Genomic DNA, 25,139 nt, shown 5'->3' on the forward strand with positions numbered 1-25,139 from the left:
TAGAAAAAATCCCCCCGCCGCCTTCAGGGCGACAGCATTTAACTTTTTGTCGGAACATGGTAAAATAGAGGAATGGAAATAGAAAGATTAAAAACAGCACTGGAAAAGGTAGAGGACCCGAGAAGAACGGACCGAGGCCATGTACTGCACAAATTGGAGGACATTTTAATAATCGGATTGTGTACTCTGGTATGCAACGGCAGTGATTTTTCGGATATGGAGGATTTCGGAAGGGAACGGGAGGAATGGCTAAGGAACTTCCTGGAACTGCCAAATGGGATACCAGACAGTGACACATTCCGGCGAATTTTCGAGCGATTGAACCCTAAAATGCTGGCCGAAAGTCTGTATGACTGGCTGGCCAACAACCGAAAAGAAGGCAGTGTAATTGCAGTAGATGGTAAAACGATTTGTGGAAGCGGAAACCATAATCACAAGGCATATCATGTAGTAAGTGCTTTCGTGGCGGAAAATCAGGTCACTTTGGGAGAGATCGTTACCGAAGAAAAGTCCAATGAAATCACTGCTGTACCGGAACTTCTGGAGCTGTTGGAGATAAAAAACAATATCGTGACAGCGGATGCCATGAGTTGCCAGAAGGAGATCGTAAGAACAATTACCAGTAAAAAAGCTGACTATGTGATTGCCCTGAAAAGGAACCAGCCTGGACTACTGGAGAATGTTGTTCTGTATTTTGACAGCTTTCGGGAAGAAATCCCTCTGTTCAGCACAGATGAAAAAGACCATGGCCGAATAGAAAAACGGGAATACCGTTTATTAACAGACCTGTCCTGGCTGCCGGAACAGAAAGACTGGAGTGGCCTAAAGTCAGTGGGAGAGGTTCGCACAACTGTTACAAGGAATAGGGAAACTTCTACTGATACTCGGTATTTCATCTCCTCGCTAACCGAACTGCCACGTTTTGCCCATGCGGTACGATGCCATTGGTCTATTGAAAACCAGCTGCATTGGTGTCTGGATGTTATTTTTGACGAGGATAGCTCCAGAGCAAGGAAAGATATGTCACCGCTCAACCTGAATGTCCTTCGCAAGGTTGCTCTGTCTCTCTGTAAAAATTGTCAGAACCCTAATCTCCGTAAATCAAGCCTACAGAAACGCCGCTTCCGCGCTTCCCTTAATCCTGATACCTTCCTCTCCATTTTGTTGGGAACTTAAATGCTGTCGCCCTGCCCCGCCTTTTTTCCTGATTTACACCTGCGGGCAAGTGTGGTACAATAGACGAAACTATGAAAAAGGGAGGTTCCACCTATGAACCAGACCATTGACGTATTGATGAAACGGAAATCTGTCCGCCAGTTTGAAGAAAAGGAAATCCCCGCCGACGTAAAGGAAGCCATTCTAGCAGCAGCCATGCGCGCCCCCACTGCCGGCAACTCCATGCTCTACTCCATTTTGGACGTGACCGACCAGAAGCTGAAGGATCTCCTCTCGGAGAGCTGCGACCACCAGCCCTTTATCGCCACAGCCCCTCTGGTGCTGGTGTTTCTGGCAGATTACCGCCGCTGGGTGCGCAAATTTGCCCAGGCCGGGTGCGAGGCCCCCAAGCCCCGCTTAAGCGACCTGATCCTCTCCACCAACGACGCGGTTATCGCCGCCCATGCCGCCTGCATGGCAGCGGAAAGCTTTGGCATCGGCTCCTGCTACATCGGGGACATTATTGAGCAGTGGGAAACCCACCAGAAGGCTTTTAACCTGCCCCAGTATGTGGCCCCGGTATCCATGCTGGTGTTCGGCTATCCCACCCAGCTTCAGAAAGACCGCAAGCAGCCCAGCCGCTTCCCCAAGGAGATGATCGTTTTTGAAAACGGTTATCACGATCTTACCGATGAAGAACTGCTGGCCTATTATGATAACGAGAAGGCCGCCGCTTTCTGCAAGCGGAAGTACACCTCGGACTTCGCCCTGGAAATGGAGCGATCCGCCAAGGAGATTTTGAAAAACTGGATGGGCGAGCCGTAATTTCCCGCCCTTCCACCATTACAAAAATAAAAACAAGGAGCAAGATTATGTATCCCTTTTCTATCGGCGTCATGCTGGATTCCTTCCGCACAGACATGCTCACTGCCCTGGACAAGGCCGCGGCCCTGGGGGCCAAGGGCATCCAGGTGTATGCTACCCGGGGGGAAATGTCCCCGGAAAAGCTCTATGGAGAAAAGCGCAAAGAATTCCTCAAGGCTGTAAAGGATCATGGCCTTACGGTTTCCGCCCTGTGCGGCGACCTGGGCAAGGGCTTTGTAAACCCGGAACTGAACCCCGGGCTGATTGAGCAGTCCAAGCGCATTCTGGACTTGGCAAAGGATTTGGAAACAGACGTGGTGACCACCCATATCGGCGTGGTGCCGGAAGACCCGGCCCATCCCCGCTATGGAATCATGCAGGATGCCTGCGGAAAGCTTGCAGCTTACGCGGACGGGATGCAGGCCCATTTTGCCATTGAAACAGGCCCGGAGAAGGCCGCCACCCTCAAAGGCTTTCTGGACGGCCTGCACTCCACCGGCGTGGCGGTGAACCTGGATCCCGCAAACTTTGTCATGGTCACCGGGGACGATCCGGTACAGGCTGTATATACCTTGCAGGATTACATTGTCCACACCCATGCCAAGGACGGCCGCAGGCTGGCTGTGCGGGATCCGGAAGTGCTTTACGGCATGGTAGAGTCTGAAATGCTGAGTGACCCCTCTTATATTGAGCTGCCCTTGGGCGAAGGCGACGTGGATTTCCCCAACTACTTGAAAGCCTTAAACGACATTGGCTTCAAAGGCTTCCTCACCATTGAGCGGGAAGTGGGGGATGACCCGGAAGGGGACATCGGCGTGGCAGTGCGCTTTTTGCAGAACCTCATCCGGTAAGGCCTGGAGGCTGTTCTGCAAAGCAACCTGGACAAGCTGCAAAAGCGGTGTCCCAAGGGCTTTGATTCCGAGCGTTCCAGGAACAGGGAAGAAAGCTAGAAGCACCAAATGCAGCCGCGCCTTTATTTCCAGGGGGCGGCTGTTTTTTTATGGGAAACGGGTTGTAAATTCAGGCAAAGGGTGGTAAAATCCATATTGCAAGAGGAAAACTGCCCTTTTTGAACGGGCGGTGTGAAAAATACAAAGAAAGGAACGATACCGGGTACAAAAGGCCGCTTTTTCATGGCTTTTTGCGGCGAATCCTGGTTCGTATGGTGATTTAAGATGGAGGGCGAATCACCCAAACAGCCCCTGCTGGCAAAAATCGGCAGGGAAGGCATGAAAAAATTCCTGATTATCAACGCAGGGGTGTTCCTGCTCTCGCTGGGGGTATATTTTTTCAAGTTCCCCAATAACTTCACCACAGGCGGCGTAAGCGGCATTGCCATTATTCTGGGGCGGCTCATCCCGAACCCGGCCATATCGCCTGCCACCATGATGTCTGTCATCAACATTGCCCTGCTGGTGGTGGGCTTTATCTTCCTTGGCAGGGACTTTGGCTTCTGGACAGCCTATTGCAGCATTATGTTCTCCTTTGAGACATGGCTTTTTGAAAAAATCTTCCCCATGGACAGGCCCTTCACCGACCAGCCCCTTCTGGAGCTGTGCTTTGCCATCATGCTGCCGGCAGTAGGTTCGGCGCTGCTCTTTAATAGCAACGCCTCCAGCGGGGGCACAGATATTGTCGCCATGATACTGAAAAAGTATGCCAGCATCACAGATATCGGCAAGGCCCTGTTTGTCAGCGATGGCCTGATAGCCTTGTCCGCCTGTTTTATTTTTGGGATGCAGACAGGCCTTTTCTCCCTGCTGGGCCTGTTTTTGAAGGCTTTTGTGGTAGATTCTGTCATTGAAAGCATTAACCTGTGCAAGTTTTTTGCCATTGTCACCTCAAAGCCCCGGGAGATCTGCGACTATATCATACAGGACATGAACAGAAGCTCCACTGTCATTGACGCCATGGGCGCCTATACCCACGCGGGCTGCAAGGTGGTGCTCATAGCCTGCCGCCGGGGAGAGGCGGTGCGCCTGCGGCAGAGGTGCAAAACCATTGACCCCAAGTGCTTTATGTTCATCACCAACACCAGCGAGATCATCGGCAAGGGCTTCCGGACAGTATAATGTTTAGAGAATAAGGGAAACGGCGGTAAAGTTGAGAATGGAAAATCAGTATAAAGAGGAATTTATCGAAATCTTTCAGCGGCATGTGGCAAGGGACGGCGGGGATAAGCTTTTGAACTGGCTTTCCGGCACAGATTTTTTCACCGCCCCTGCCAGCACCAAGTACCACTGCGCCTGTGAGTGCGGCCTGGTGCAGCACAGCGTGAATGTATACCAGGTCATGCGGGAAAAATATTTCGAGGAAGGGGACAGCGAGGAAAGCTTTGCCCTGTGCGGCCTGCTCCATGACGTATGCAAGGCCCAGTTTTATAAAATTTCCACAAGGAATGTAAAAAATGAGGAGACAGGCCAGTGGGAGAAGAAGCCCTTCTATTCGGTAGAGGATGCCTTTCCTTATGGCCATGGGGAAAAGTCTGTATTCCTTATTGAGCGCTTTGTGCGCTTAAAGCCTGCCGAGGCCATGGCAGTGCGCTGGCACATGGGCGGGTTTGACGACTCAGTGCGGGGCGGCAGCTTCGCGTTAAGCGTTGCGTTTGACCGCTACCCGCTGGCTGTAAAGCTGCATCTGGCAGACTTGGAGGCCACTTACCTCCGGGAGCATGGCACCTCAGAGGCCAGACGCTGAAAGGGGGGCGCATATGGATGCCATCACAGCCTTTGGGCTGACAAAGCAATATGCCGGGCGCACAGTGCTCCAGGGGCTGAACCTGCAGGTGCAGCAGGGCAGCGCCATGGCCTGCGCTGGCTGGGAGAACTCCGGGAAAACCACCCTGATACGGCTGCTGTCCGGGCTGTGCAGGCCTACAGCAGGGGAGTGCGCTGTTTTGGGGATGTCCCCGGCCTTTGAAACGGCGAAGCTTCATGCCCGCCTGGGGGTGGTGTTGGACAAGGCCCCTTTGTACAGCGGCATGACCTTAGGGGAGAACCTGCGGTTTTTCGCGGGCATCCATAATATGGACGGGAATGACAGCCTGGAGCGTTCTTCCTTTTTGCTCCACAGGCTGGGCATTTGGGAATACCGGGATGAAAAAGCTGGAGCGCTGCCCACAGGCGTGGCCCGCCGGGCCAGCCTTGCCAGAGCCTTGATGCACTCCCCCCGGGTGCTGCTGATGGACGAAGCGGCCCGGGGCTTGGACGCAGAAACCGCGGAAATAGTCCAGGATCTGCTGGCCTATCTGGTGCGGGAGGAGGGGATTGCCCTGCTGCTGGGCACCCGGAACATGCAGTATGCCCAAAGGGTTTGCGACAGCTTTTCCCTCATGCAGGCCGGCGTGCTCATTGCCAGGGGAAGTCTGGAAAGCCTGCGGCAGGGGGCGGGGGTTCGTTTCCGGGCCGCCCTGCGCCTGGGGGAAGGGGAGGGAACCCTTCCTGGCTTTCATCTGGAGGACGGGCTGTGGCAAAAGGAGATAGATTCCGAAAACGAAATGCCCGCCATTATCGCCCAGGCGGTGGGGCAGGGGAAAAGCCTGTATGAGGCAAAGCTTATCCGGCCCACGCTGGATGAAATATATCGCGCCTGCCTGGCGGGAGGCAGGAGAAGGGAGATGGCCTATGAGCAGGGAACCCAGCGGCAAGAGGACAAGGCTGCCGGAGAAGAAACCCCAGCGGACGGAGCAGAATCCGGGACGGAACAGCCGGGAGAACCCAGAGGGGAAGAATAGGGCTGTTTTTTCCTCTTCTGAAATCATCCTGGTGAAAAAGGATTTAAGCAGCCTGTGGAGCCGCAAAGGCATCCGCGCCCTGCTGGTGCTGGTGCCGCTTTTTCTGGCGGTAATTGTCCCCATTGTATACTTTACCGCCATTTCCCTTGTGCCCATCGCCCCTGGCGCCCGGGTGCCGGAGGGCATATGGGCTTTGCTGCCGGAATATGAGGGGAAGCTGGCATACCGGCAGGCGTGGATGGAAGCCTTCACCACCCTGCTGTGCCCCATGCTGTTCCTCTGCGTGCCCCTGCTCACCGGCGCGGTTTCTGCCGCCTGCGCCTTTATAGGGGAGAAAGAGGAGGGGACGCTGGAAACCCTCATGCTTTCCAGCATGAACGCCCGTTCCATTTTCAGCGCGAAAATCGGCTGCTGCGTAATGCTGTCAGTTTTCCTGTCTTTGATGGCTTTTGCGGCATTTTTCCTGACAGTTACAGTGGCGGATGTCCTAACAGGCGCGCCTTTTTTCCTGCGCATTGACTGGCTTATCACGCTGTTCCCCTTAACGCCTGTTATGTCCCTGTTTTCCGTGGTATTTATCAGCCTGATTATTACCCGGGTACACAGCACAGGGGAAGCCATGCAGACCCTGGGCTACCTGATTCTGCCGATAGTGGTGGTATATCTGGTGCAGTTTACCGGGGTGTTCCGGCTCCATTGGGCGGTCCTGCTGGTGCTGGCAGCAGCGCTGGGGGCAGTTTCCGTTATCCTGTACAATATTTCGGCCCAAAATTTCCAGCCTGAAAAACTTTTTGTCCAGGAAGCCGGGGACAGCGTGTACGAATCATAGCCCGGCAGGATATAGGCGTGGCGAAAGCACAAAGTTTGTTAAAGGGAAATTTCACAAATGCAGGAGATTGGTTTTCGGATCAAAACATTCTCAAAGGGAATGTTTTGGGGCATGGGGCTTGTGCCGCGGATATAAAACGCATGGCTTGGACACTCCCCCAGGACCAGGGCGACAGCATTTAAGTTCCCAACAAAATGGAGAGGAAGGTATCAGGATTAAGGGAAGCGCGGAAGCGGCGTTTCTGTAGGCTTGATTTACGGAGATTAGGGTTCTGACAATTTTTACAGAGAGACAGAGCAACCTTGCGAAGGACATTCAGGTTGAGCGGTGACATATCTTTCCTTGCTCTGGAGCTATCCTCGTCAAAAATAACATCCAGACACCAATGCAGCTGGTTTTCAATAGACCAATGGCATCGTACCGCATGGGCAAAACGTGGCAGTTCGGTTAGCGAGGAGATGAAATACCGAGTATCAGTAGAAGTTTCCCTATTCCTTGTAACAGTTGTGCGAACCTCTCCCACTGACTTTAGGCCACTCCAGTCTTTCTGTTCCGGCAGCCAGGACAGGTCTGTTAATAAACGGTATTCCCGTTTTTCTATTCGGCCATGGTCTTTTTCATCTGTGCTGAACAGAGGGATTTCTTCCCGAAAGCTGTCAAAATACAGAACAACATTCTCCAGTAGTCCAGGCTGGTTCCTTTTCAGGGCAATCACATAGTCAGCTTTTTTACTGGTAATTGTTCTTACGATCTCCTTCTGGCAACTCATGGCATCCGCTGTCACGATATTGTTTTTTATCTCCAACAGCTCCAGAAGTTCCGGTACAGCAGTGATTTCATTGGACTTTTCTTCGGTAACGATCTCTCCCAAAGTGACCTGATTTTCCGCCACGAAAGCACTTACTACATGATATGCCTTGTGATTATGGTTTCCGCTTCCACAAATCGTTTTACCATCTACTGCAATTACACTGCCTTCTTTTCGGTTGTTGGCCAGCCAGTCATACAGACTTTCGGCCAGCATTTTAGGGTTCAATCGCTCGAAAATTCGCCGGAATGTGTCACTGTCTGGTATCCCATTTGGCAGTTCCAGGAAGTTCCTTAGCCATTCCTCCCGTTCCCTTCCGAAATCCTCCATATCCGAAAAATCACTGCCGTTGCATACCAGAGTACACAATCCGATTATTAAAATGTCCTCCAATTTGTGCAGTACATGGCCTCGGTCCGTTCTTCTCGGGTCCTCTACCTTTTCCAGTGCTGTTTTTAATCTTTCTATTTCCATTCCTCTATTTTACCATGTTCCGACAAAAAGTTAAATGCTGTCGCCCTGCCCCCAGGACACGCTCCTCTTGACAAATGGAAAAAGATTTGGTAAATTTTGTGCTGGGCAGCTTTTTCTTATTCCTGCCCTTCACTTTTTAGCTTTGGAAAGGATGGTTCCTATGGAAATTCATTTTACGCCGAAAGGCGTCTGTTCCCGCCACATCGACGTGGTTGTGGAGGACGGCATTATCCAGTCTGTCAAGTTTACCGGAGGCTGCAGCGGCAACACCCAGGGTGTGGCGGCTCTGGCCCAAGGCATGAAGGTACAGGATTATATTGACCGCTGCAAAGGGATCCGTTGCGGCGTCAAGTCCACGTCATGCCCGGATCAGCTTGCCGCAGCCTTGGCCCAGGCTTTGCAGGCATAAGCTCCGGCTTTTTCAAAAAAGATGTATGTTATAAGGAAAGGGTGCTGGCCCCGCTGGGGGACAGCACCCTTTTTGCGTGCAGGCTTTCATGTGAAAACCTGCCGCCGCGTCCTTTCAGGACTGTGTGGCGTTAGCAGCCGCAGTTGCCGCCGCAGCCGTTGCAGCCGCAGTCATTGCCGCAGTTGCAGCCGTTGTTGTAGCCGCCGAAATTCCCGCAGCCACCGCAGCACAGAAGGATGAGAACGATGATGATGATCCAAGAGCAACCTCCGTTACACATTGAAGAACGCCTCCTTTCATTTACACTCTATCTTATGGCAGGGGAAGAAAAGTGTTACAGCTATGAAAAAAAGAGAATATAGGAGATTTTATCAGGAATCAGAAGCTATGTTCCCATAAATCCGTATAGGTGAATCTGAAAGCCGGATTTTTTTAAAAATCCTTCTTGACTTTCCCGGAAAACTTGGTATACTTAAAGTCAAAGAAAGTCAAAGACAAAAACGGAGATGAGAAGGAATGCGTATCAGCGACAGCGTTGCAAACTATATTTTGCAGCTCCTAAATGAAGCCGACGGCATTGCCGAGATCCAGCGCAACGAGCTGGCAAGCTTCCTGGGGTGCGTGCCCAGCCAAATAAACTATGTGCTCACCTCGCGCTTCACGCCGGAGCAGGGATATCTGGTGGAAAGCAGGCGGGGCGGCGGCGGGTATATCCGCATCACAAGGCTCCGGCTTTCCACAGCGGACATGATTATGCATATTGTAAACGCTGTGGGGGATTCCCTGGACGCCGCCACAGCCCGGGCCATGACCGCCAACATGGTGCAGAATTCTGTGCTTGCCCCCCAGGCGGCAGACCTTATCCAGGCGGCTGTTTCAGAAAAGTCCCTGGCCGCTGTGCCACGGGAGCTGCGGGAGGCGGTGCGGGCCGCAATCTATAAAAACATGTTGCTGGCAACCAGGACGTAACCATATAACAGAGAAGGAACAGGAGGAATTTGCATGATCTGCCAAAGCTGTGGAAAGAACAACGCAACCACTCATATCAAAACAACTGTCAATGGCAAGATGACAGAGCTTTACCTCTGCCCGGAATGCGCCAGGGAACAGGGGTATACCCATCTTTTTGAAGACTGGGGATTTAACAGCCTGGTAAGCGGGCTGATGGGCGGGGCCGCTCCCCAGCGCCAGGTGCCCCGCTGCCCTTCCTGCGGGGCAAGCTTTGAAGAAATATCCCGCAGCGGGAAAATGGGCTGTGCCGCATGCTACAATGCCTTCCGCAAAGAACTGGCGCCCATTATCCAGCGGGTACACGGCACAACGCGGCACAAAGGCAAGGTGCCCGGCGGCTCGGCCCTGCGGGTGGCGGATCCCAACCAGAAGCTGGTGGCTGTGGAAACCACCCTGGCAGATGAAAAGAAGCGGCTGCTGCAAAAGGCCATAGAAGCCCAGGACTTTGAACAGGCCGCTGTACTGCGGGATGAGATACGGGATTTGGAGAAGCAGCAGAAAGGGGAGAAGTAATCATGAAGTGGTATGAAAAAGCCGGAGCCAGCGGAGACGTGGTGTGCAGCACCCGGGTGCGCCTGGCGCGGAACCTGAAACAATATCCTTTCCCGGACAGGGCCTCCCTGGAACAGCGGGAAGACATTAAAAAGCGTGTGCGGGACGCTCTCCTTTCCGGCAACAGCATTCTTTCTAAGGAATTCCAGTTCCTGCCCCTGGAGGAGATGGACGAAGAAACAGCAGTGTCCCTGGTGGAGCGGCACATTGTCAGCCCCGGGTTTATTGCCGGCCGGCAGGGGAAGGGCGTGCTGATTGCAGAGGATGAAAGCATTTCCATTATGATAAACGAGGAAGACCACCTGCGTATACAGGTGCTGCGGGAGGGCCTGTCCCTGAAAGAGGCCGCTGAAACAGCGGATCGGCTGGACACCCTGCTGGGGGAAAGCCTTTCCTTTGCCTTTGACCAGGAATTCGGCTTCCTCACCCAGTGTCCCACAAATCTTGGCACCGGTATGCGGGCCTCCGTTATGCTGCACCTGCCAGCCCTGCAGGAAAGCGGATCTATAGCGCGCATCTGCGCAAACCTTTCCAAGCTGGGCCTGACCCTGCGGGGCACTTACGGCGAGGGGACAAAGGTTACAGGGGCGCTGTACCAGCTTTCCAACCAAATTACCCTGGGGCTAAGCGAAAACGAGGCCATTGAGAATTTAAGCGCCATTGCAGGGCAGTTGATAGAGGAAGAGCGCAGGCTGCGGAACCAGATGTGCAAAAACCTGCTTTTGCAGGACAAAATAACAAGGGCGGCTGGTGTGCTGGGCAGCGCCCGGGTAATTTCCACCGGGGAGTTTATGGAGCTGCTGTCCTATGTGCGGCTGGGCCTTGCAGCAGGGCTTTTGCAGGGGGTCACGCCGGAAGAACTGAACGCCCTGTCTGTACACGCCCAGCCTGCCACGCTGATGGCCCAAAACGGGCAGAAGCTTTCTGAAAACCAGCGGGACGCCAAACGTGCCTGCCTTGCCCGGCAGGTGTGCGGGAAGCTTCGAGATGTGATGGAATAAACGTGTTTTGAAAGGAGCTGGCATATATGGAGTACCGTTTTAATGGATTTACAGAAAAGGCCAACAAGGCGCTGAACCTGGCGGTGGAATCCGCCCAGGAGCTGGGCCACGACTATATTGGCAGCGAACATCTGATGCTGGGCCTGCTGAAGGAAGGCAGCGGCGTGGCCTATACCGTATTAAGCAAGCTGGGGGTGGAAGCGGAGGCTTTTGAAAAGCTCATCCGGGAGCGCATCGGTTCCGGCCCTGCCACATCCCTTTCCCCAGACGCTTTCACCCCCCGGACGAAGCAGATTCTACAGGTTGCCGCCATGGCAGGCGCAAGGCTGCACAACGCCTATGTAGGTACAGAGCACCTGCTCATTGCCATTATGCAGGACGAAAGCTGCTATGCCATCCGGTTTTTAAAGATTCTGGGGGCAGATCCGGACAGGATAGTGGGGGAGCTTTCCGCATTGCTGAGCAACACAGCCTTTTCCGGGCAGGAAAGCGGCTCCAAGGCGGGACGTGAAGGCAAACCCGCCGGGAAGGCCCTGGAGCAGTTTGGCAGGGATTTGACAAAGCTGGCGGCAGAAGGGAAGATTGACCCGGTAATCGGGCGGCAGACGGAAATTGAGCGGGTAGTGCAGATCCTTTCCCGCCGCACAAAGAATAATCCTGTCCTTATTGGCGAGCCTGGCGTTGGCAAAACCGCTGTGGCAGAGGGCCTGGCCCTGAAAATCCACGCGGGAGACGTGCCGGAAACCCTGAAAAACAAGCGGCTGGTTTCCCTGGATTTAACAGGCATGGTAGCCGGGGCCAAATACAGGGGAGACTTTGAGGAGCGCATTAAGGCCGCCATCGACGAGGTGAAGGCAGACGGCAGCGTTATCCTGTTTATCGACGAACTGCACACCATCATCGGCGCAGGCTCTGCCGAAGGCTCGGCAGACGCGGCGAACATCTTAAAGCCCGCCCTGGCCCGAGGGGATTTCCAGGTAATCGGCGCCACCACTATCAACGAATACCGCAAGCACATTGAAAAGGACGCTGCTTTAGAGCGCCGGTTCCAGCCGGTGACGGTAGGGGAGCCTACGGAAGAAGAGGCAGTGGAAATCCTCCGGGGCCTGAAAGACAGGTATGAGGCCCACCACAAGGTGCAGATTACAGACGCCTCCATTGACGCGGCGGTGCAGCTTTCCGCCCGGTATATTGCCGACCGCTACCTGCCGGACAAAGCCATCGACCTGGTGGACGAGGCGGCCTCCCGGGTGCGCCTGCGCACCTTCACAGCCCCGGAGAGCCTGCAGGATTTGGAAAAGCAGATTAAAGACGCGGAGATAGACAAAGCAGCAGCCATCAATTCTCAGGATTTCGAGCGGGCGGCCTCCCTGCGGGATAAGCAGAAGGAGCTGCAGGAGCAGCTTGACAAGGCCAAGGACGAGTGGGCCGCAAAAAACGAGCGCAGCAACAGCGTGGTAACCCCGGAGGATATTGCGGACATTGTCTCCATGTGGACAGGGGTGCCCGTGTCCCAGCTCACCGAGGAGGAGAGCCAGCGGCTGCTGCGGCTGGAAGAAACCCTGCACCAGCGGGTCATCGGCCAGGAAGAAGCCGTAACAGCCATTGCAAAAGCCATCCGCCGGGGCCGGGTGGGCCTGAAGGACAAGAACCGGCCCATTGGTTCCTTCATCTTTTTAGGCCCCACAGGCGTGGGCAAGACCGAGCTGTGCAAAGCCCTGGCAGAAGCCATGTTCGGGGACGAAAAGGCTATGGTACGCTTTGATATGTCGGAGTATATGGAAAAGCATACAGTTTCCCGGCTGGTGGGATCCCCTCCCGGCTATGTAGGCTTTGACGAGGGCGGGCAGCTTACAGAGGCGGTGCGCCGCAAGCCTTACTCTGTGGTGCTCTTTGACGAGATTGAAAAGGCCCATCCCGATGTGTTCAACATCCTCCTGCAAATCCTGGAGGACGGCCGGGTGACAGACTCCCAGGGCAAAACCGTGGACTTCAAAAACACGGTTATCATTATGACCTCCAACGTAGGGGCCAGGCTTATCACTGAAAAGCAGAACACCCTGGGGTTTGCCGGAAGCGGCGGGGAAAGCAAGGATTTCGAGAAGATAAAAGAGCTGGTGATGGGAGAACTGAAAAACCTTTTCAAGCCAGAGTTCTTAAACCGTGTAGACGACATCATCGTGTTCCACAAGCTGACCCGGGAGGACACGGCCAGGATTGCCGGGAAGATGCTGGAAACCCTGAAAGGGAAGCTGGCAGAGATGGGCATTGAAATGGAGTTTGCGCCGGAAGCGGTAGAGGCGCTGGCAGAAAAAGGATACGATCCCCTTTATGGCGCCCGGCCCCTGCGCAGGGTGATACAGAGCAAAATTGAGGACACAGTATCCGAACAGATGCTGGAAGGCAGGGTGGCTGCCGGGAAACGCTATGCCTGCCGGCTTGCAGACGGAGAGTTCAGCATAGAGGAAACAGCACAGGCATAAGAATAAAAGTCCCCCGGCGGAGCCGGGGGACTTTTATTCTTAAAAGCAAGGCCCTAAGAAAGCCTCTTGCTCTTTCCCTTTGCTTTTCCCACAAAGCGCAGAGGCTGTTTTTGCCGCAGCCGCAGGCCGCCGCTTTCCTTCCGGCGCATGTGTACGCTCTGCACCAGCCCGAACCCCAGGTACAGGCAGGCCGCGGAGGATCCGCCTGCGCTGAAGAAGGGTAGCGTCACGCCCATAACAGGCAGCAGGGCCAGGCACATGCCGATATTTACAACAGACTGCAGGGCGATAATGCCAAAAAAGCCAAAGCACATAAACCGACCCAAATCGTCGCGGGCCATGCTGGCAACATGGAGCACCTTCACCATAAGCAGGAACAGAAGCAGTAAAATCAGGGAACAGCCTATAAACCCCAGTTCTTCCCCTGCCACAGAAAAAATGTAGTCGCTTTGCTGGAAGGTTACCGCATTGCTTGCCACCCGGGTGCCCTGGAACAGCCCCTGGCCCCGCAGCTTCCCGCTTCCAATGGAGATGCGCCCCTGATACTGCTGGTAACCGCCCTCCATCTGGACAGTGGGATCCTCCAGGTTGAATACAGCGGTAAAGCGGCTTTTTTGATATTCCGGCATGACATACTCCCAGAGGATGGGGAAGGCAATGAGAATCATCACAAACAAAATGGCAAAATACCGAAGCTGCACCCCGGCGCCCAGGCTCATGGAAAGGAACATGAAGAAAAACACCACCCCGGCCCCAGTGTCCCCCTGGAACATGCACAGCCCCACAGCGATGAAAGCATGGCAGGCCAGCAGGATAACCTGTATAGGCTCTTCCAGCCTGCCCTGATTTTTCAGGATATCCAGATGCTTTGCAAAGGTAACCATAAAGGCTATCTTCACCAGCTCCGAGGTCTGGAAGGTGCGTCCGGCTATGCGGATCCAGGCCCTGGCGTCCACTCCGCCGGAACCCAGCACCTGATCCCCGAAAAGGGCCGTATAAATCATCATGATAATGCACGCCCCGGATATCAGAACCCAATAGTTGGCAATTTCAGCATAGTCCATCATGCTGACCACCACAGCGCCGGCAAGGCCGATGGCTGTGGCCATAAGCTGCGTGCGGAAATAGCCTGTCCCGGTAGCGGTGTCTACACTGCGCAGCAGCAGGAGGCTGTATATAGAGATGGCGGCTAAAAGCATCCAGAGGATGATGTCGGCCCGCTTTAAATATCCCCACAGCCCTTTCAAAAAACGGTTTTCCATAATATGCAGTTAAACCCAAAGGCGGCGCCCGCCCCTTTCCCTTTCTTCATTTTGATTATGACGCTCCTACAGCCCGAATTCCCGATTTATGTAAAGCAATTATACCACGCTTCCCGGTTTTCGGCAAGTTTTTTTGTTTCAGGCTTTACTATTCCGCCAAGATAATTTATAATGCATAAAGGAAAGAAAATCTTTTGGCCATAGCGGCCGGAAAGGCGTGAGGTACCTTATGCTAACCGATATTGAAATCGCACAGAGTACCACCATGAAACCCATCACCCAGGTGGCGAAAGAGCTGGGCATTCTGGAGGAAGAGCTGGAGCTGTACGGCAGGTATACCGCAAAGCTCAACGACGCTGCTTTCCAGCGCCTGTCCCAGAAGCCGGATGGCAAGCTGGTGCTGGTGACGGCCATCAACCCCACTCCGGCTGGCGAAGGCAAAACCACCACCACCGCAGGCTTGGGGCAGGCCATGGCAAAAATTGGCAAAAACGCCATCATCGCCCTGCGGGAGCCTTCCCTTGGCCCTGTGTTCGGCATCAAGGGCGGCGCGGCGGGAGGCGGCTATGCCCAGGTGCTGCCCATGGAGAATATCAACCTCCACTTCACTGGCGACATGCACGCCATCACTTCCGCCAATAACCTGTGCTGCGCCATGCTGGACAACCACCTGCAGCAGGGGAACCCTCTGGGCATTGATCCCCGGCGCATCCTTATCAAGCGCTGCCTGGACATGAACGACCGGGCCCTGCGCAACGTAAACGTGGGCTTGGGCGGCAAAATCAACGGCGTGCCCCGGGAGGACGGCTTTATCATCACAGTGGCAAGCGAGGTTATGGCAATTCTGTGCCTTGCCGCTGATATGCCAGACCTGAAAAAGCGCCTGGGCAATATCCTCATCGCCTATACCTATGACAACAAGCCTGTCTATGCCCGGGATATCAAGGCCCAGGGCGCTATGGCGGCCCTTTTGAAAGACGCCGTCAATCCCAACCTGGTGCAGACCGTAGAGGGCACCCCTGCCATCATGCATGGCGGGCCTTTCGCCAATATTGCCCATGGGTGCAACTCTGTGCGGGCCACCCGCCTTGCCCTGAAGCTGGCAGACTATTGCATTACAGAAGCAGGGTTTGGCTCTGACCTGGGCGCGGAGAAATTCCTGGATATCAAGTGCCGCATGGCAGGGCTGAAGCCTTCCTGCATTGTGGTGGTGGCCACTGTGCGGGCCTTAAAGTATAACGGCGGCGTGGCAAAGGTCGATTTGGCAGCGGAAAATGTGGCTGCGCTGGAAAAGGGAATTGTGAACCTGAAAGCCCATGTGGAAAACATGCACAAGTTTGGCGTGCCGGTAGTGGTGGCTATCAACCGCTTTGGCACAGATACAGACGCAGAGCTGCAGGTTATAGACAACTGCTGCAAGGAGCTGGAGGTAGACTATGCCCTTTCCGAGGTGTTCGCCAAGGGCGGCGAAGGCGGCAAAGAGCTGGCCCAGGCTGTGTGCGATGTTATTGAAAAGTGCGAGGGCTGCCAGACGAATTTTGCCCCCATCTACCCGGACAAGGCTCCTATTGAGGAAAAAATTGACTCAATAGCCAAGAAAATTTACGGCGCGGACAGCGTCATTTTCACCAAACAGGCCCAGAAATCTTTAAAGGACATCAAGGCCCTGGGCGGGGACGCCATGCCTGTGTGCATTGCCAAGACCCAGTATTCCCTGTCTGACGATCCCAGCCTGCTGGGGCGGCCCGAGGGATTCTCCATCACCATTCGGGACTTGAAGCTTTCTGCAGGCGCAGGCTTTGTGGTGGCTTACGCCGGAGATATTATGACTATGCCCGGCTTGCCCAAAGTGCCTGCGGCAGAGAAAATCGACGTGGATGAGATGTCTGTCATTCACGGGTTGTTCTAAACAAAAGCATGGCGCAAACATTTTTGACGAATTCGCCGGAGGAAACCCAGGCGCTGGCCTCCCGCCTTGCAAAGCAGTTGCAGGGCGGGGAAGTGCTGGCCTTTACCGGAGGCATGGGTATGGGCAAAACAGCCTTCACCCGGGGCCTTGTCATAGGACTGGGAGCAGGGGACGTAGCTCAAAGCCCCACCTTTGCTCTTATCAATGAGTATACAGGCAGGCTTACGGTGGAACACTTTGACATGTACCGCATTGAAACCTGGGACGATCTGTATTCCACTGGCTTTTTTGATTATCTGGGCACAGGCCGGGTGCTGGTAATTGAGTGGAGCGAAAACATAGACGGCGCTTTGCCTGAAGAAACCGTCTATATTCATATGTCGCCTGGGGAAACGCAGGCCCAGCGGCGCATTACCATAGAGGGCTGGAAGGGGGAACTGTAGGGTATGCTGGTTTTAGGAATTGAATCCTCAGCCACAGCGGCTTCGGCGGCTGTGGTGGAAGGGGAAAAGCTTTTGGGGCAGTATTACTGCAACGTTTCCATGACCCACAGCCAGACCCTGCTGCCTATGGCGGAAAGCCTGCTCCAGGCCTTGGGGAAGTCTTGGCAGGATTTTTCTCTGCTGGCAGTTTCCGCCGGGCCAGGTTCTTTTACGGGGGTGCGCATCGGTGTCTCCTGTGTAAAGGGATTGGCCTTTCCAAACAACACGCCCTGCTGCGGCGTTTCCACCCTGGAGGCCATTGCTTATGGAGGCCTTGCCTGCGAGGGCTGTGTCCTCTGTGCCGTCATGGACGCCCGGTGTGGGCAGGTGTACAATGCCCTGTTCCGGGTGGAAAAGGGCGCGCTCATCCGGCTGACAGAGGACAGGGCTATCGCTATCTCCGCGCTTTCGGCAGAATGCGAGGCATACGGGCCGGCGCTGGTGCTCTTTGGCGACGGCGCAGCCCTGTGCCACAAAACCTTTTCCGCGTGGGGGGCGCGCCTGGCTCCGGAAAGCCAGCGGTACCAGCAAGCCTCCAGCGTAGCCTTTTTAGGTTTCAAGCAGGCAGAGCAGGGGCTGGCAGTTTCCGGGGCGGAGCTGCTGCCTGTGTACCTGCGCCTGCCCCAGGCAGAGCGGGAGTTAAAACGAAAAAAAGAAAAAGAGGGGAATTGACTTGAAAATAGCACTTGGCTGTGACCACGGCGGTTTTGAGATGAAAGAAGCTGTGCGGCAGCATCTGGAGGGAAAGGGCATACAGTGCGAGGACTTTGGCGCATACAGCACCGAATCTGTAGATTATGCGCCCATTGCCGCCAAAGCAGCCCGCAGCGTGGCGGAGGGAAAGGCAGATTTTGGCGTGCTAATCTGTTCCACAGGCATTGGCATTTCCATGGCCGCCAACAAGGTGAAGGGCATCCGGGCGGCAGTGTGTACAAACGCCCACTGTGCCGAAATGACCCGCCGGCACAATAACGCCAACATTTTGTGCATGGGCGGGCAAGTAATCGACAAGGAAACCGCTTTACAGCTCGTGGATATCTTCCTGGACACAGGATTTGACGGCGGCCGGCATGCCCGGCGCATTGCCCAGATTGCCCAGATTGAAGAAGGAACACTGTAAAGGCAATCAGCTTTATGCGTTGCGGCTATACTTAAAAGTTGGGAGGAGTTTTACCAGTGAAAAGCCATGAAAACGTATTTGTTATGGATCATCCCTTAATCCAGCACAAGCTCACTTTTCTGCGCAGCAAGGACACAGGCACCAAGGAGTTCCGGGAGCTTGTCAGCGAGATCGCCAACCTGATGTGCTATGAGGCCACCCGGGATCTGCCTTTAATGGATGTGGAGACGGAAACCCCCATGCAGAAAACCACCACCCAGGTCATCGCAGGCCGGAAGCTGGCCTTCGTGCCCATCCTGCGGGCTGGGCTGGGCATGGTGGATGGCATGCTGCGGCTGGTGCCCTCCGCTAAAGTGGGGCATATCGGCCTGTACCGGGATCATGACACCCTAAAGCCTGTGGAGTATTACAACAAGCTGCCCCAGGATATTATGGAACGGGATGTTATCGTGCTGGATCCCATGCTGGCCACCGGCGGATCCGCCATGGACGCCATCACCATTGTCAAGCGCAGCCAGCCTAAAAGCGTGAAATTCCTGTGCATCATCGCGGCCCCTGAGGGGATTGAGGCCCTGCACAAAGCCCATCCGGATGTGCAGATTTACTGTGCCGCTGTTGACGAAAAACTCAACGAAAACGGCTATATCCTGCCCGGACTGGGGGATGCGGGCGATAGGATTTTTGGCACGATTTAAAAGTATTCATCCTGAAAGGTTACGACACCATGACAAATGCATTGCAATTTAATCCCATCGGGGAGGGCGCTTCCCTGAAATCCCTGTCCGATTCCCGCTTTAAAACCATGCGGGTGTCTGTTAATATGCTGGTACCCCTAACGGAAAAGACGGCGGCAGCCTATGCGCTGCTGCCTTCCCTTGTCAGCCGGGCCACCCGGCAGTATCCCGATTACACAGCCTTAAACTGCCGCCTTTCAGAGCTTTATGGCGCTTCTTTAAGCTCCAGCGTGCGGAAGTTCGGGAACTTCCAGTCTATCGGGCTTTCTGCAAGCGGCATTGCGGACCGCTATGCCTTTGGGGGCGAGAACATGTTGGAGGAGCTTTCCAGCCTCCTTTTCAGCGTAATTTTTTCCCCTTTGCAGGATGCCCAGGGCTTTTTCCCTTTAGACGGGTTCACCCAGGAAAAGCGCCAGCTTTTAGAGATGAAGGACGCGGAGTATAATGATAAAATGACCTATGCCCACCAGCGCTGCGAAGAAATCCTGTTCCAGGGTCAGCAGGCGGGTATCAACCGCTGCGGCAGCCGGGCGGATATTGAGGCACTGAAGCGGGAAGGGCTTCTGGCGGCCTGGGAGGAACTGCTCCGCACAGCAAGGTTTGAAATTTTCACCCTGGGAGACTGCGCCCCTAATCCTGCGCTGTTCCGGGAGAAGTTTGGCGCCATGGGCCTTTCCCGCCCTCTTGGACAGGTGCCTTATCGGGAACCTGGGGAGGTGCGCCGGGTAACAGAGGAACAGCCCCTGTCCCAGTCCAAGCTTTCCATGGGCTTCCGGCTGGACGCAAAGCCCCGGGAGCGGATGCTCTTCCAGCTAATGAGCGCTGTGCTGGGCGGCACGCCCAGTTCCAGGCTTTTCCAGAACGTGCGGGAAAAAATGGGCCTGTGCTATTACTGCTCCTCCAGCTTTTCCAGCGTCGGCAACGCGCTGTATGTGGAAAGCGGCGTGGAAACGGCAAATCTGGAAAAAACAGAGGAGGCTGTGCTGGAGCAGCTTCAGGCCTTGCAGCGCGGGGAAGTAACCGAGGAGGATTTGACCTTTGCAAAGCTTGCTCTGTGCAATGCCCTCCATTCTGTGAGGGATTCCCTGGGGGCTGTGGAAAACTGGTATCTTTCCCGAACCTTCGATCAGCCGGAGCAAAGCCCGGACATGGCGGCAGAGCAGTTAATGGGCTACAAGGTGCAGGACGTAATAGAGGCCGCGAACAGGCTGCGGCTTGACACAGTATACCGGCTAAAGGGAAACGGAGGGGATTGACCAATGGATCTGCAAAAAGTGACAAGCGCTCGGGTGGGCGACCACTATTTCAAAGCAAGCCATCCCACAGGCCTTACCATTTACCTCTATCCCAAAGAGAGCGGCAACACCACCTATGCCATTTTCGGCGCCAAATATGGATCTATTGACAACTGCTTTTGCCGCAGCGATGAAAAGGCCCCGGAAACCGTGCCCGAGGGCATTGCCCACTATCTGGAGCACAAGCTTTTTGAGAGCGAGGACGGGGACGCTTTCGCCCGGTTCGCCAAAACCGGGGCCAGCGCCAACGCCTACACTTCCTTTGAGTCCACCTGCTACCTGTTCTCCTGCACAGAGCGGCTTTATGAGTCCCTGGAAATCCTGCTGGACTTTGTGCAGTCGCCCTATTTTACCAAGGAGACGGTGGCAAAGGAGCAGGGGATTATCGGCCAGGAAATTAAGATGTATGACGACGATCCCCAGTGGCGGGTGATGTTTAATTATCTGCGTGCCATGTACCATGCCCATCCCATCCGCCTGGATATTGCCGGGACAGTGGAAAGCATTGGGAAAATCACCCCGGAATACCTGTACCGCTGCTACAACACCTTCTATAACCTGCACAACATGGCGCTGGTGCTGGTTGGAAAGTTTGACCCGGAAAAAGTGCTGGCCCTGTGCGATAAAATGCTCAAGCCCTGTGCGCCTGTCTCTGTGGAGCGGGTTTTCCCGGCAGAGCCAGCGGATATTGTAAAGCCCTTGGCAGAGGAGCGCCTGGCAGTGGCGCTGCCCCTGTTCCAGTTCGGCTTTAAGGAGGATGGCGGCAGGGCGCGGACGGAAAAAGATCTTGCGGAAATGGAAATCCTGCTGGAAATCCTGGCTTCTGAATCATCCCCGCTGTTCAGGCAGCTTTTGGACAAGGGCCTTGTAAATGAGTCCAGCTTCAGCTATGAGTATTTCGAGGGAGCCGGATACGCCACCGTCATGTTCGGCGGGGAATCCCGGGAGCCAGAGGCTGTGGCCCAGGCCATCAACCGGGAAATTGCCAGGCTTTTACAGGACGGCATCCCAGAGGATGCTTTCCAGCGGGCCAAGCGCGCCCTGTACGGGGAAAACGTGGCAGCTTTAAACAGCGCCTCCAGCATTGCAAACGGCGTGCTCAGCCTTTCCTTAAAGGGAAGGGAGCTGTTTGCCTATATTGACGCGCTGGCACAGATAACCCTGGAGGACGTGTCGGAAAAGCTGTCCCTCCTGCGGGAAGACCGCAGCGTGCTGTCTGTAATCCGGCCCTTATAAGGCACGCCTGATATAAATGGAAATGGAAGGCGCACAGCCCGCGCAACGCTGTGCGCCTTAATAAAGGAGGAATTTTTTATGCAGATGACTTTCCGCTGGTATGGCGAAGGCAACGACAGCATTACCCAGGAACAGATTAAGCAGATCCCCGGCGTAACAGGCCTTGTGTGGGCCTTGCACGACAAGGCCCCCGGGGAAGTCTGGGAGGTGGAAGAGATAGAGGAGGCCCGCCGCCAGATTGAGGGCCACGGCTTTAACATGGACGTGGTGGAAAGCGTAAACGTCCATGACGACATCAAAATCGGCCTGCCCAGCCGGGACAAATACATAGAAAACTACAAGCAGACTCTGCGAAACCTGGCAAAATTCGGGGTGAAGGTGGTCACCTATAATTTTATGCCCATTTTCGACTGGACTCGCACCGATCTGTTCCATCCCATGGAGGACGGCTCCACAGCCCTTTACTATGAGAAGGAAAAAATCCAGCAGGACTATAAAGAAATGGCACAGTATATCCTGGAAAACCTCCATGGCATGACTTTCCCTGGCTGGGAGCCGGAGCGCATGGCAAAGCTGGACGAGCTTTTTGAAGCCTACCGCCCTGTGACAAAGGAAAAGCTGTGGGAAAACCTGCGCTACTTCTTAGAGGCGGTTATGCCCACCTGCCACGAGACAGGCATTAAAATGGCCATCCACCAGGACGATCCACCCTGGGATATCTTTGGCCTGCCCAGGCTCTTGGTGGATAAGGAGTCCATCGGACAGTTCCTTTCCATGGTGGATGACCCCTATAACTGCCTGTGCCTGTGTTCCGGCTCTTTAGGGGCGAACCCCCAGAACAATGTGGCGGATATTATCCGCGCCTACTGCGGCAGAATAGCCTTTGCCCATGTGCGCAACGTGAAGCATTTCCCGAACGGGGACTTTACAGAAGCCTCCCACCGGGACTGCGACGGGGATACGGGCATCCTGGAGATTATGCGGGCTTATCATGACTGCGGCTATGAAGGCTATATGCGGCCTGACCATGGCAGGCACATCTGGGGCGAAAAGTGCCGCCCCGGCTATGGCCTTTATGACCGGGCCATGGGCATTATGTACCTGTGGGGCTGCTGGGACATGCTGGAGCGGGAAGCGGGGAAAATCTGACCTATGTATCCAAAAGAGATAGAAAAATTCCTGCTCAAGGTGCAGAAGCCGGGCCGCTATGTGGGCGGCGAGGTAAATTCCGTTGTGAAGGATAAAAGGGAGGTGGAGGTGCGTTTTGCCTTCTGCTTCCCGGATGTATACGAAATAGGCATGTCCCATTTGGGTATCAAAATCTTGTACGGTGCTTTCAACCAGGTGCCCTACTTCTGGTGCGAACGGGTATTCGCCCCCTGGACAGATATGGAAAAGCAGATGGAGGAACACCGCATCCTCCTGTATGCCCTGGAAAGCGGGGATCCAGTAAAGGAATTTGATTTTATTGGCTTTACCCTCCAGTATGAGTTAAGCTATACAAACGTTCTCCGGATGCTGGAGCTTTCCGGCGTTCCCCTGCGGGCAGCCGACCGCCCGGAGCTTTTCAACATCGTGGTGGGCGGCGGGCCTTGCGCCTGCAACCCAGAGCCTCTGGCAGACTTCTTTGACCTGTTCTTTTTAGGGGACGGGGAAGAAGTGGACATGGAGGTGATGGAGCTTTACAGGCAGTGCAAAAAAGAGGGAAAAGATAAGAAAGAGTTCCTGCGGCTGGCTTCCCGGATCGAGGGGGTATATGTACCGTCCCTTTATGATGTGGAGTATAACCCGGACGGCACCGTAAAGCGGTATATCCCGCAAGAAAACGCGCCCGCCACCATAAAAAAGCGGGTGGTGCTGGATATGGACAGCGCCTATTATCCAGATTCTTTCCCTGTGCCCATGATAGAGGTGGTGCACAGCCGGATATCCGAGGAGGTGCTTCGGGGGTGTATCCGGGGCTGCCGGTTCTGCCAGGCAGGTTTTTTATACCGGCCCTTCCGGGAAAAAAGCATCGAGGTAATAGATACCCAGTGCCGCGCCCTGTGCGCCTCCACCGGATATGACGAAATCTCCCTTTCCTCCCTGAGCACCAGCGACTACAGCCGCCTTAACGAACTGATTGACCGCCTGCATCAGTGGACGGAGAAGGATAAGGTAAGCCTTTCCCTGCCCTCCCTGCGGGTGGATGGCTTTTCGCCGGAACTGATGGAGCGCATCAACTCTGTGCGCAAAAGCGGTCTGACCTTCGCGCCGGAGGCCGGATCCCAGCGCATGCGCAATGTAATCAACAAGAACGTAACGGAGGAAGAGCTGCTGCACACCGTAAACGTGGCTTTCACCGAGGGCTGGACACGCATCAAGCTGTATTTTATGATAGGCTTGCCCACAGAAACCATGGAGGACGTGCTGGCCATTCTGGAGCTGGGCAAGAAGGTGGTGGACGCCTTTTACCAGAACAAGGAAAAGCCCCTGGGAAAGCCTGTAGAGGTGGCTCTAAGCGCTGCTGCCTTTGTGCCCAAGCCTTTCACACCTTTCCAATGGTTTGGCCAGGACACCATGGAAACCCTGCAAAAAAAGCAGCGGGAATTGACAGGCCATATGCGCTCGAAGCGGGTAAGCGTCAATTACCATGGGGCGAAAACCAGTTTTTTGGAGGCTGTCTTTGCCAGAGGAGACAGGAAGCTTTGCGCTGTGTTGGAAAAGGCCATCGCACTGGGCCTGCATTTTGACGGCTGGGACGACTGCTTTCACTTTGACAAATGGATGGAGGCTTTTTCCGCCTGCGGGGTGGATCCGGATTTTTATGCCACCCGCACCCGGGGCCTTGACGAGGTATTCCCCTGGGATCATCTGGACTATGGCGTGACAAAAGCGTTCCTGCAGGCAGAGTATGAACGAGCCTATCAGGGGCTTACCACCCCCAACTGCCGGGAAAAGTGTGCAAACTGCGGCGCTTTGTGCTACAAAGGAGGGCTGTGCGTTGAAAAACGTGAGAATGTGGTTTAAAAAAGGGGGAGCGGCAAAATATATCTCCCATCTGGATTTAACCCACTGCATGGGGCGCGCCCTGAAGCTTTCCGGCCTGCCTATATGGTATACCCAGGGCTTTAACCCCCGGATCTATATGGCGTATGCCATGCCTCTGTCCCTGGGTGTAAGCGGGGAGAGGGAGTGTGTGGACATCCGCCTGACAGAAGAGGATTTTCCTTTAGCGGACGTGGCAGGCCGCGTCAATCCCCGCCTGCCAGACTCCATTTCCGTCTGGGGTGTTACAGAGCCGGAAAACAAGCTGGATGCCATCGCCTTTGCCGACTATGAACTGCGCCTGGAGGCAGGGGACAGCGCCGGGTTAAAAAGCCAGATAGAAGGGCTTTTGGCCCAAGGCCCCGTAATCGTGACGAAGCATGGAAAAAAAGAGGATAAAGAGTTGGATATTGCCCCTTATTTTTCCGGCATGGCATTAAACGCCGGACCGGGATATCTGGAGGCCGCCCTGCGCCTGCCCTGCAGCGTTTCCGGCAGTATAAACCCCAGCCTGCTTTTAGATGCCCTGAAGAGCTGCCTGGGCTTGGCGCCCTATGCGGAAATCTATCGTAAAAGGCTTTTGCTGGAAGATTTTTCCGAAATAGCGTAAAAAACACCTTGCAAAACCACTTGCGGTATGGTAAAATATTTAAGCATTTGAGTTCTGCGGGCGTCCTCAAAGGCTTGCCCGTGGGGTTCTTGGCGCGAAAGCGCCGGAAGCGGACAGTCCGCTGCCGGGTTCCCGGCATGAATGT

25 protein-coding genes are annotated in these 25,139 nt (G+C 54.7%); 22 read left to right on the top strand and 3 right to left on the bottom strand.

Annotated elements, in window-relative coordinates; all coding sequences use genetic code 11:
• Positions 1–72 precede the first annotated feature (72 nt).
• From VSQ30_RS08060 to VSQ30_RS08090, 7 genes are all read left to right on the top strand, one after another.
• Positions 73–1,176, top strand: a complete 1,104-nt coding sequence (locus VSQ30_RS08060; RefSeq protein ID WP_334462467.1) for an ISAs1 family transposase — start codon at positions 73–75, stop codon at positions 1,174–1,176.
• A 93-nt stretch (positions 1,177–1,269) separates the two neighbouring features.
• Positions 1,270–1,980 carry a nitroreductase family protein gene (locus tag VSQ30_RS08065; protein ID WP_334463254.1) on the top strand — a complete coding sequence of 237 codons (711 nt, stop codon included), beginning with the start codon at positions 1,270–1,272 and terminating at the stop codon, positions 1,978–1,980.
• A gap of 47 nt (positions 1,981–2,027) precedes the next feature.
• Positions 2,028–2,870 (top strand): sugar phosphate isomerase/epimerase family protein, encoded by an 843-nt coding sequence (locus VSQ30_RS08070; RefSeq protein WP_334463256.1) that lies wholly within the window; start codon positions 2,028–2,030, stop codon positions 2,868–2,870.
• A 324-nt stretch (positions 2,871–3,194) separates the two neighbouring features.
• The gene (locus tag VSQ30_RS08075; protein ID WP_334463257.1) at positions 3,195–4,091 is read left to right on the top strand and encodes a YitT family protein; all 897 of its coding nucleotides are present in this window, start codon (positions 3,195–3,197) and stop codon (positions 4,089–4,091) included.
• A 37-nt stretch (positions 4,092–4,128) separates the two neighbouring features.
• Positions 4,129–4,716 carry an HD domain-containing protein gene (locus tag VSQ30_RS08080; RefSeq protein ID WP_334463259.1) on the top strand — a complete coding sequence of 196 codons (588 nt, stop codon included), beginning with the start codon at positions 4,129–4,131 and terminating at the stop codon, positions 4,714–4,716.
• 13 nt (positions 4,717–4,729) lie between these two features.
• Positions 4,730–5,752, top strand: a complete 1,023-nt coding sequence (locus VSQ30_RS08085) for an ABC transporter ATP-binding protein (RefSeq protein ID WP_334463262.1) — start codon at positions 4,730–4,732, stop codon at positions 5,750–5,752.
• Positions 5,643–6,581 (top strand): ABC transporter permease family protein, encoded by a 939-nt coding sequence (locus VSQ30_RS08090; protein WP_160641396.1) that lies wholly within the window; start codon positions 5,643–5,645, stop codon positions 6,579–6,581. The genes VSQ30_RS08085 and VSQ30_RS08090 overlap by 110 nt, the downstream gene beginning before the upstream one ends.
• A 178-nt stretch (positions 6,582–6,759) precedes the next feature.
• On the opposite strand, the gene VSQ30_RS08095 is transcribed toward VSQ30_RS08090, so the two are convergent.
• On the bottom strand, positions 6,760–7,863 hold the full coding sequence (locus VSQ30_RS08095) for an ISAs1 family transposase (protein ID WP_334462467.1): 1,104 nt from the start codon (positions 7,861–7,863) through the stop codon (positions 6,760–6,762).
• Between the two features lie 160 nt (positions 7,864–8,023).
• Here VSQ30_RS08095 and VSQ30_RS08100 point away from each other — a divergent pair, with 160 nt between their 5' ends.
• Positions 8,024–8,272, top strand: coding sequence for a TIGR03905 family TSCPD domain-containing protein (locus VSQ30_RS08100; RefSeq protein WP_160641395.1), 249 nt, complete (start codon positions 8,024–8,026; stop codon positions 8,270–8,272).
• Between the two features lie 130 nt (positions 8,273–8,402).
• Here the strand turns inward: VSQ30_RS08100 and VSQ30_RS08105 are convergent, their stop codons facing one another.
• Positions 8,403–8,552: a hypothetical protein gene (locus tag VSQ30_RS08105; protein ID WP_334463265.1), complete on the bottom strand. Its 150-nt coding sequence runs from the start codon at positions 8,550–8,552 to the stop codon at positions 8,403–8,405.
• A 236-nt stretch (positions 8,553–8,788) separates the two neighbouring features.
• Between VSQ30_RS08105 and VSQ30_RS08110 the strand changes: the two genes are divergently transcribed.
• The 4 genes from VSQ30_RS08110 to VSQ30_RS08125 are packed head-to-tail and all read left to right on the top strand — an operon-like array spanning position 8,789 to position 13,319.
• On the top strand, positions 8,789–9,241 hold the full coding sequence (locus VSQ30_RS08110) for a CtsR family transcriptional regulator (RefSeq protein ID WP_160641394.1): 453 nt from the start codon (positions 8,789–8,791) through the stop codon (positions 9,239–9,241).
• A 33-nt stretch (positions 9,242–9,274) separates the two neighbouring features.
• On the top strand, positions 9,275–9,796 hold the full coding sequence (locus tag VSQ30_RS08115) for a UvrB/UvrC motif-containing protein (protein WP_334463268.1): 522 nt from the start codon (positions 9,275–9,277) through the stop codon (positions 9,794–9,796).
• A gap of 2 nt (positions 9,797–9,798) precedes the next feature.
• Positions 9,799–10,836, top strand: coding sequence for a protein arginine kinase (locus tag VSQ30_RS08120; protein ID WP_201751165.1), 1,038 nt, complete (start codon positions 9,799–9,801; stop codon positions 10,834–10,836).
• A gap of 26 nt (positions 10,837–10,862) precedes the next feature.
• Positions 10,863–13,319, top strand: coding sequence for an ATP-dependent Clp protease ATP-binding subunit (locus VSQ30_RS08125; RefSeq protein WP_334463272.1), 2,457 nt, complete (start codon positions 10,863–10,865; stop codon positions 13,317–13,319).
• 53 nt (positions 13,320–13,372) lie between these two features.
• On the opposite strand, the gene VSQ30_RS08130 is transcribed toward VSQ30_RS08125, so the two are convergent.
• Positions 13,373–14,566 (bottom strand): FtsW/RodA/SpoVE family cell cycle protein, encoded by a 1,194-nt coding sequence (locus VSQ30_RS08130; RefSeq protein ID WP_334463275.1) that lies wholly within the window; start codon positions 14,564–14,566, stop codon positions 13,373–13,375.
• Between the two features lie 244 nt (positions 14,567–14,810).
• Here VSQ30_RS08130 and VSQ30_RS08135 point away from each other — a divergent pair, with 244 nt between their 5' ends.
• The 10 genes from VSQ30_RS08135 (at position 14,811) to VSQ30_RS08180 (ending at position 24,994) form a co-directional block, all read left to right on the top strand.
• Entirely contained in the window at positions 14,811–16,490 is a 1,680-nt protein-coding gene (locus tag VSQ30_RS08135) for a formate--tetrahydrofolate ligase (protein WP_334463277.1), read from the top strand.
• Positions 16,491–16,513: 23 nt separating this feature from the next.
• Entirely contained in the window at positions 16,514–16,933 is a 420-nt protein-coding gene (gene tsaE / locus VSQ30_RS08140) for a tRNA (adenosine(37)-N6)-threonylcarbamoyltransferase complex ATPase subunit type 1 TsaE (protein WP_334463279.1), read from the top strand.
• A 3-nt stretch (positions 16,934–16,936) separates the two neighbouring features.
• Positions 16,937–17,644: a tRNA (adenosine(37)-N6)-threonylcarbamoyltransferase complex dimerization subunit type 1 TsaB gene (gene tsaB, locus VSQ30_RS08145; protein WP_334463281.1), complete on the top strand. Its 708-nt coding sequence runs from the start codon at positions 16,937–16,939 to the stop codon at positions 17,642–17,644.
• A 1-nt stretch (position 17,645) separates the two neighbouring features.
• Positions 17,646–18,092, top strand: a complete 447-nt coding sequence (gene rpiB, locus VSQ30_RS08150) for a ribose 5-phosphate isomerase B (protein ID WP_334463282.1) — start codon at positions 17,646–17,648, stop codon at positions 18,090–18,092.
• Positions 18,093–18,175: 83 nt separating this feature from the next.
• Positions 18,176–18,787 (top strand): uracil phosphoribosyltransferase, encoded by a 612-nt coding sequence (gene upp, locus VSQ30_RS08155; protein ID WP_334464828.1) that lies wholly within the window; start codon positions 18,176–18,178, stop codon positions 18,785–18,787.
• 29 nt (positions 18,788–18,816) lie between these two features.
• Complete coding sequence (gene yfmF / locus VSQ30_RS08160) at positions 18,817–20,082, top strand: EF-P 5-aminopentanol modification-associated protein YfmF (protein ID WP_334463284.1); 1,266 nt, start codon at positions 18,817–18,819, stop codon at positions 20,080–20,082.
• A 3-nt stretch (positions 20,083–20,085) separates the two neighbouring features.
• Entirely contained in the window at positions 20,086–21,357 is a 1,272-nt protein-coding gene (gene yfmH / locus VSQ30_RS08165; protein ID WP_334463285.1) for an EF-P 5-aminopentanol modification-associated protein YfmH, read from the top strand.
• Positions 21,358–21,435: 78 nt separating this feature from the next.
• On the top strand, positions 21,436–22,506 hold the full coding sequence (gene uxuA / locus VSQ30_RS08170; protein ID WP_334463287.1) for a mannonate dehydratase: 1,071 nt from the start codon (positions 21,436–21,438) through the stop codon (positions 22,504–22,506).
• Between the two features lie 3 nt (positions 22,507–22,509).
• The gene (locus tag VSQ30_RS08175) at positions 22,510–24,366 is read left to right on the top strand and encodes a TIGR03960 family B12-binding radical SAM protein (RefSeq protein ID WP_334463289.1); all 1,857 of its coding nucleotides are present in this window, start codon (positions 22,510–22,512) and stop codon (positions 24,364–24,366) included.
• Positions 24,350–24,994 carry a TIGR03936 family radical SAM-associated protein gene (locus VSQ30_RS08180; RefSeq protein WP_334464830.1) on the top strand — a complete coding sequence of 215 codons (645 nt, stop codon included), beginning with the start codon at positions 24,350–24,352 and terminating at the stop codon, positions 24,992–24,994. Before VSQ30_RS08175 ends, VSQ30_RS08180 begins: the two co-directional genes overlap by 17 nt.
• The last annotated feature ends 145 nt before the right edge of the window (positions 24,995–25,139 follow it).

Source organism: Acutalibacter sp. JLR.KK004 (assembly GCF_036941085.1).
GTDB lineage: Bacteria > Bacillota > Clostridia > Oscillospirales > Acutalibacteraceae > Acutalibacter.

Excerpts from the sequence above, each read along its gene's own strand:
- VSQ30_RS08095 (WP_334462467.1), bottom strand. The coding sequence starts at position 7,863 with ATGGAAATAGAAAGATTAAAAACAGCACTGGAAAAGGTAGAGGACCCG.
- VSQ30_RS08070 (WP_334463256.1), top strand. The coding sequence starts at position 2,028 with ATGTATCCCTTTTCTATCGGCGTCATGCTGGATTCCTTCCGCACAGAC.
- VSQ30_RS08120 (WP_201751165.1), top strand. The coding sequence starts at position 9,799 with ATGAAGTGGTATGAAAAAGCCGGAGCCAGCGGAGACGTGGTGTGCAGC.
- VSQ30_RS08115 (WP_334463268.1), top strand. The coding sequence starts at position 9,275 with ATGATCTGCCAAAGCTGTGGAAAGAACAACGCAACCACTCATATCAAA.
- VSQ30_RS08085 (WP_334463262.1), top strand. The coding sequence starts at position 4,730 with ATGGATGCCATCACAGCCTTTGGGCTGACAAAGCAATATGCCGGGCGC.
- yfmH (WP_334463285.1), top strand. The coding sequence starts at position 20,086 with ATGGATCTGCAAAAAGTGACAAGCGCTCGGGTGGGCGACCACTATTTC.
- VSQ30_RS08175 (WP_334463289.1), top strand. The coding sequence starts at position 22,510 with ATGTATCCAAAAGAGATAGAAAAATTCCTGCTCAAGGTGCAGAAGCCG.
- VSQ30_RS08075 (WP_334463257.1), top strand. The coding sequence starts at position 3,195 with ATGGAGGGCGAATCACCCAAACAGCCCCTGCTGGCAAAAATCGGCAGG.
- VSQ30_RS08100 (WP_160641395.1), top strand. The coding sequence starts at position 8,024 with ATGGAAATTCATTTTACGCCGAAAGGCGTCTGTTCCCGCCACATCGAC.
- VSQ30_RS08135 (WP_334463277.1), top strand. The coding sequence starts at position 14,811 with ATGCTAACCGATATTGAAATCGCACAGAGTACCACCATGAAACCCATC.
- uxuA (WP_334463287.1), top strand. The coding sequence starts at position 21,436 with ATGCAGATGACTTTCCGCTGGTATGGCGAAGGCAACGACAGCATTACC.
- VSQ30_RS08090 (WP_160641396.1), top strand. The coding sequence starts at position 5,643 with ATGAGCAGGGAACCCAGCGGCAAGAGGACAAGGCTGCCGGAGAAGAAA.
- VSQ30_RS08125 (WP_334463272.1), top strand. The coding sequence starts at position 10,863 with ATGGAGTACCGTTTTAATGGATTTACAGAAAAGGCCAACAAGGCGCTG.
- upp (WP_334464828.1), top strand. The coding sequence starts at position 18,176 with ATGGATCATCCCTTAATCCAGCACAAGCTCACTTTTCTGCGCAGCAAG.
- VSQ30_RS08065 (WP_334463254.1), top strand. The coding sequence starts at position 1,270 with ATGAACCAGACCATTGACGTATTGATGAAACGGAAATCTGTCCGCCAG.
- yfmF (WP_334463284.1), top strand. The coding sequence starts at position 18,817 with ATGACAAATGCATTGCAATTTAATCCCATCGGGGAGGGCGCTTCCCTG.
- tsaB (WP_334463281.1), top strand. The coding sequence starts at position 16,937 with ATGCTGGTTTTAGGAATTGAATCCTCAGCCACAGCGGCTTCGGCGGCT.
- VSQ30_RS08110 (WP_160641394.1), top strand. The coding sequence starts at position 8,789 with ATGCGTATCAGCGACAGCGTTGCAAACTATATTTTGCAGCTCCTAAAT.
- VSQ30_RS08080 (WP_334463259.1), top strand. The coding sequence starts at position 4,129 with ATGGAAAATCAGTATAAAGAGGAATTTATCGAAATCTTTCAGCGGCAT.
- VSQ30_RS08060 (WP_334462467.1), top strand. The coding sequence starts at position 73 with ATGGAAATAGAAAGATTAAAAACAGCACTGGAAAAGGTAGAGGACCCG.
- VSQ30_RS08105 (WP_334463265.1), bottom strand. The coding sequence starts at position 8,552 with ATGTGTAACGGAGGTTGCTCTTGGATCATCATCATCGTTCTCATCCTT.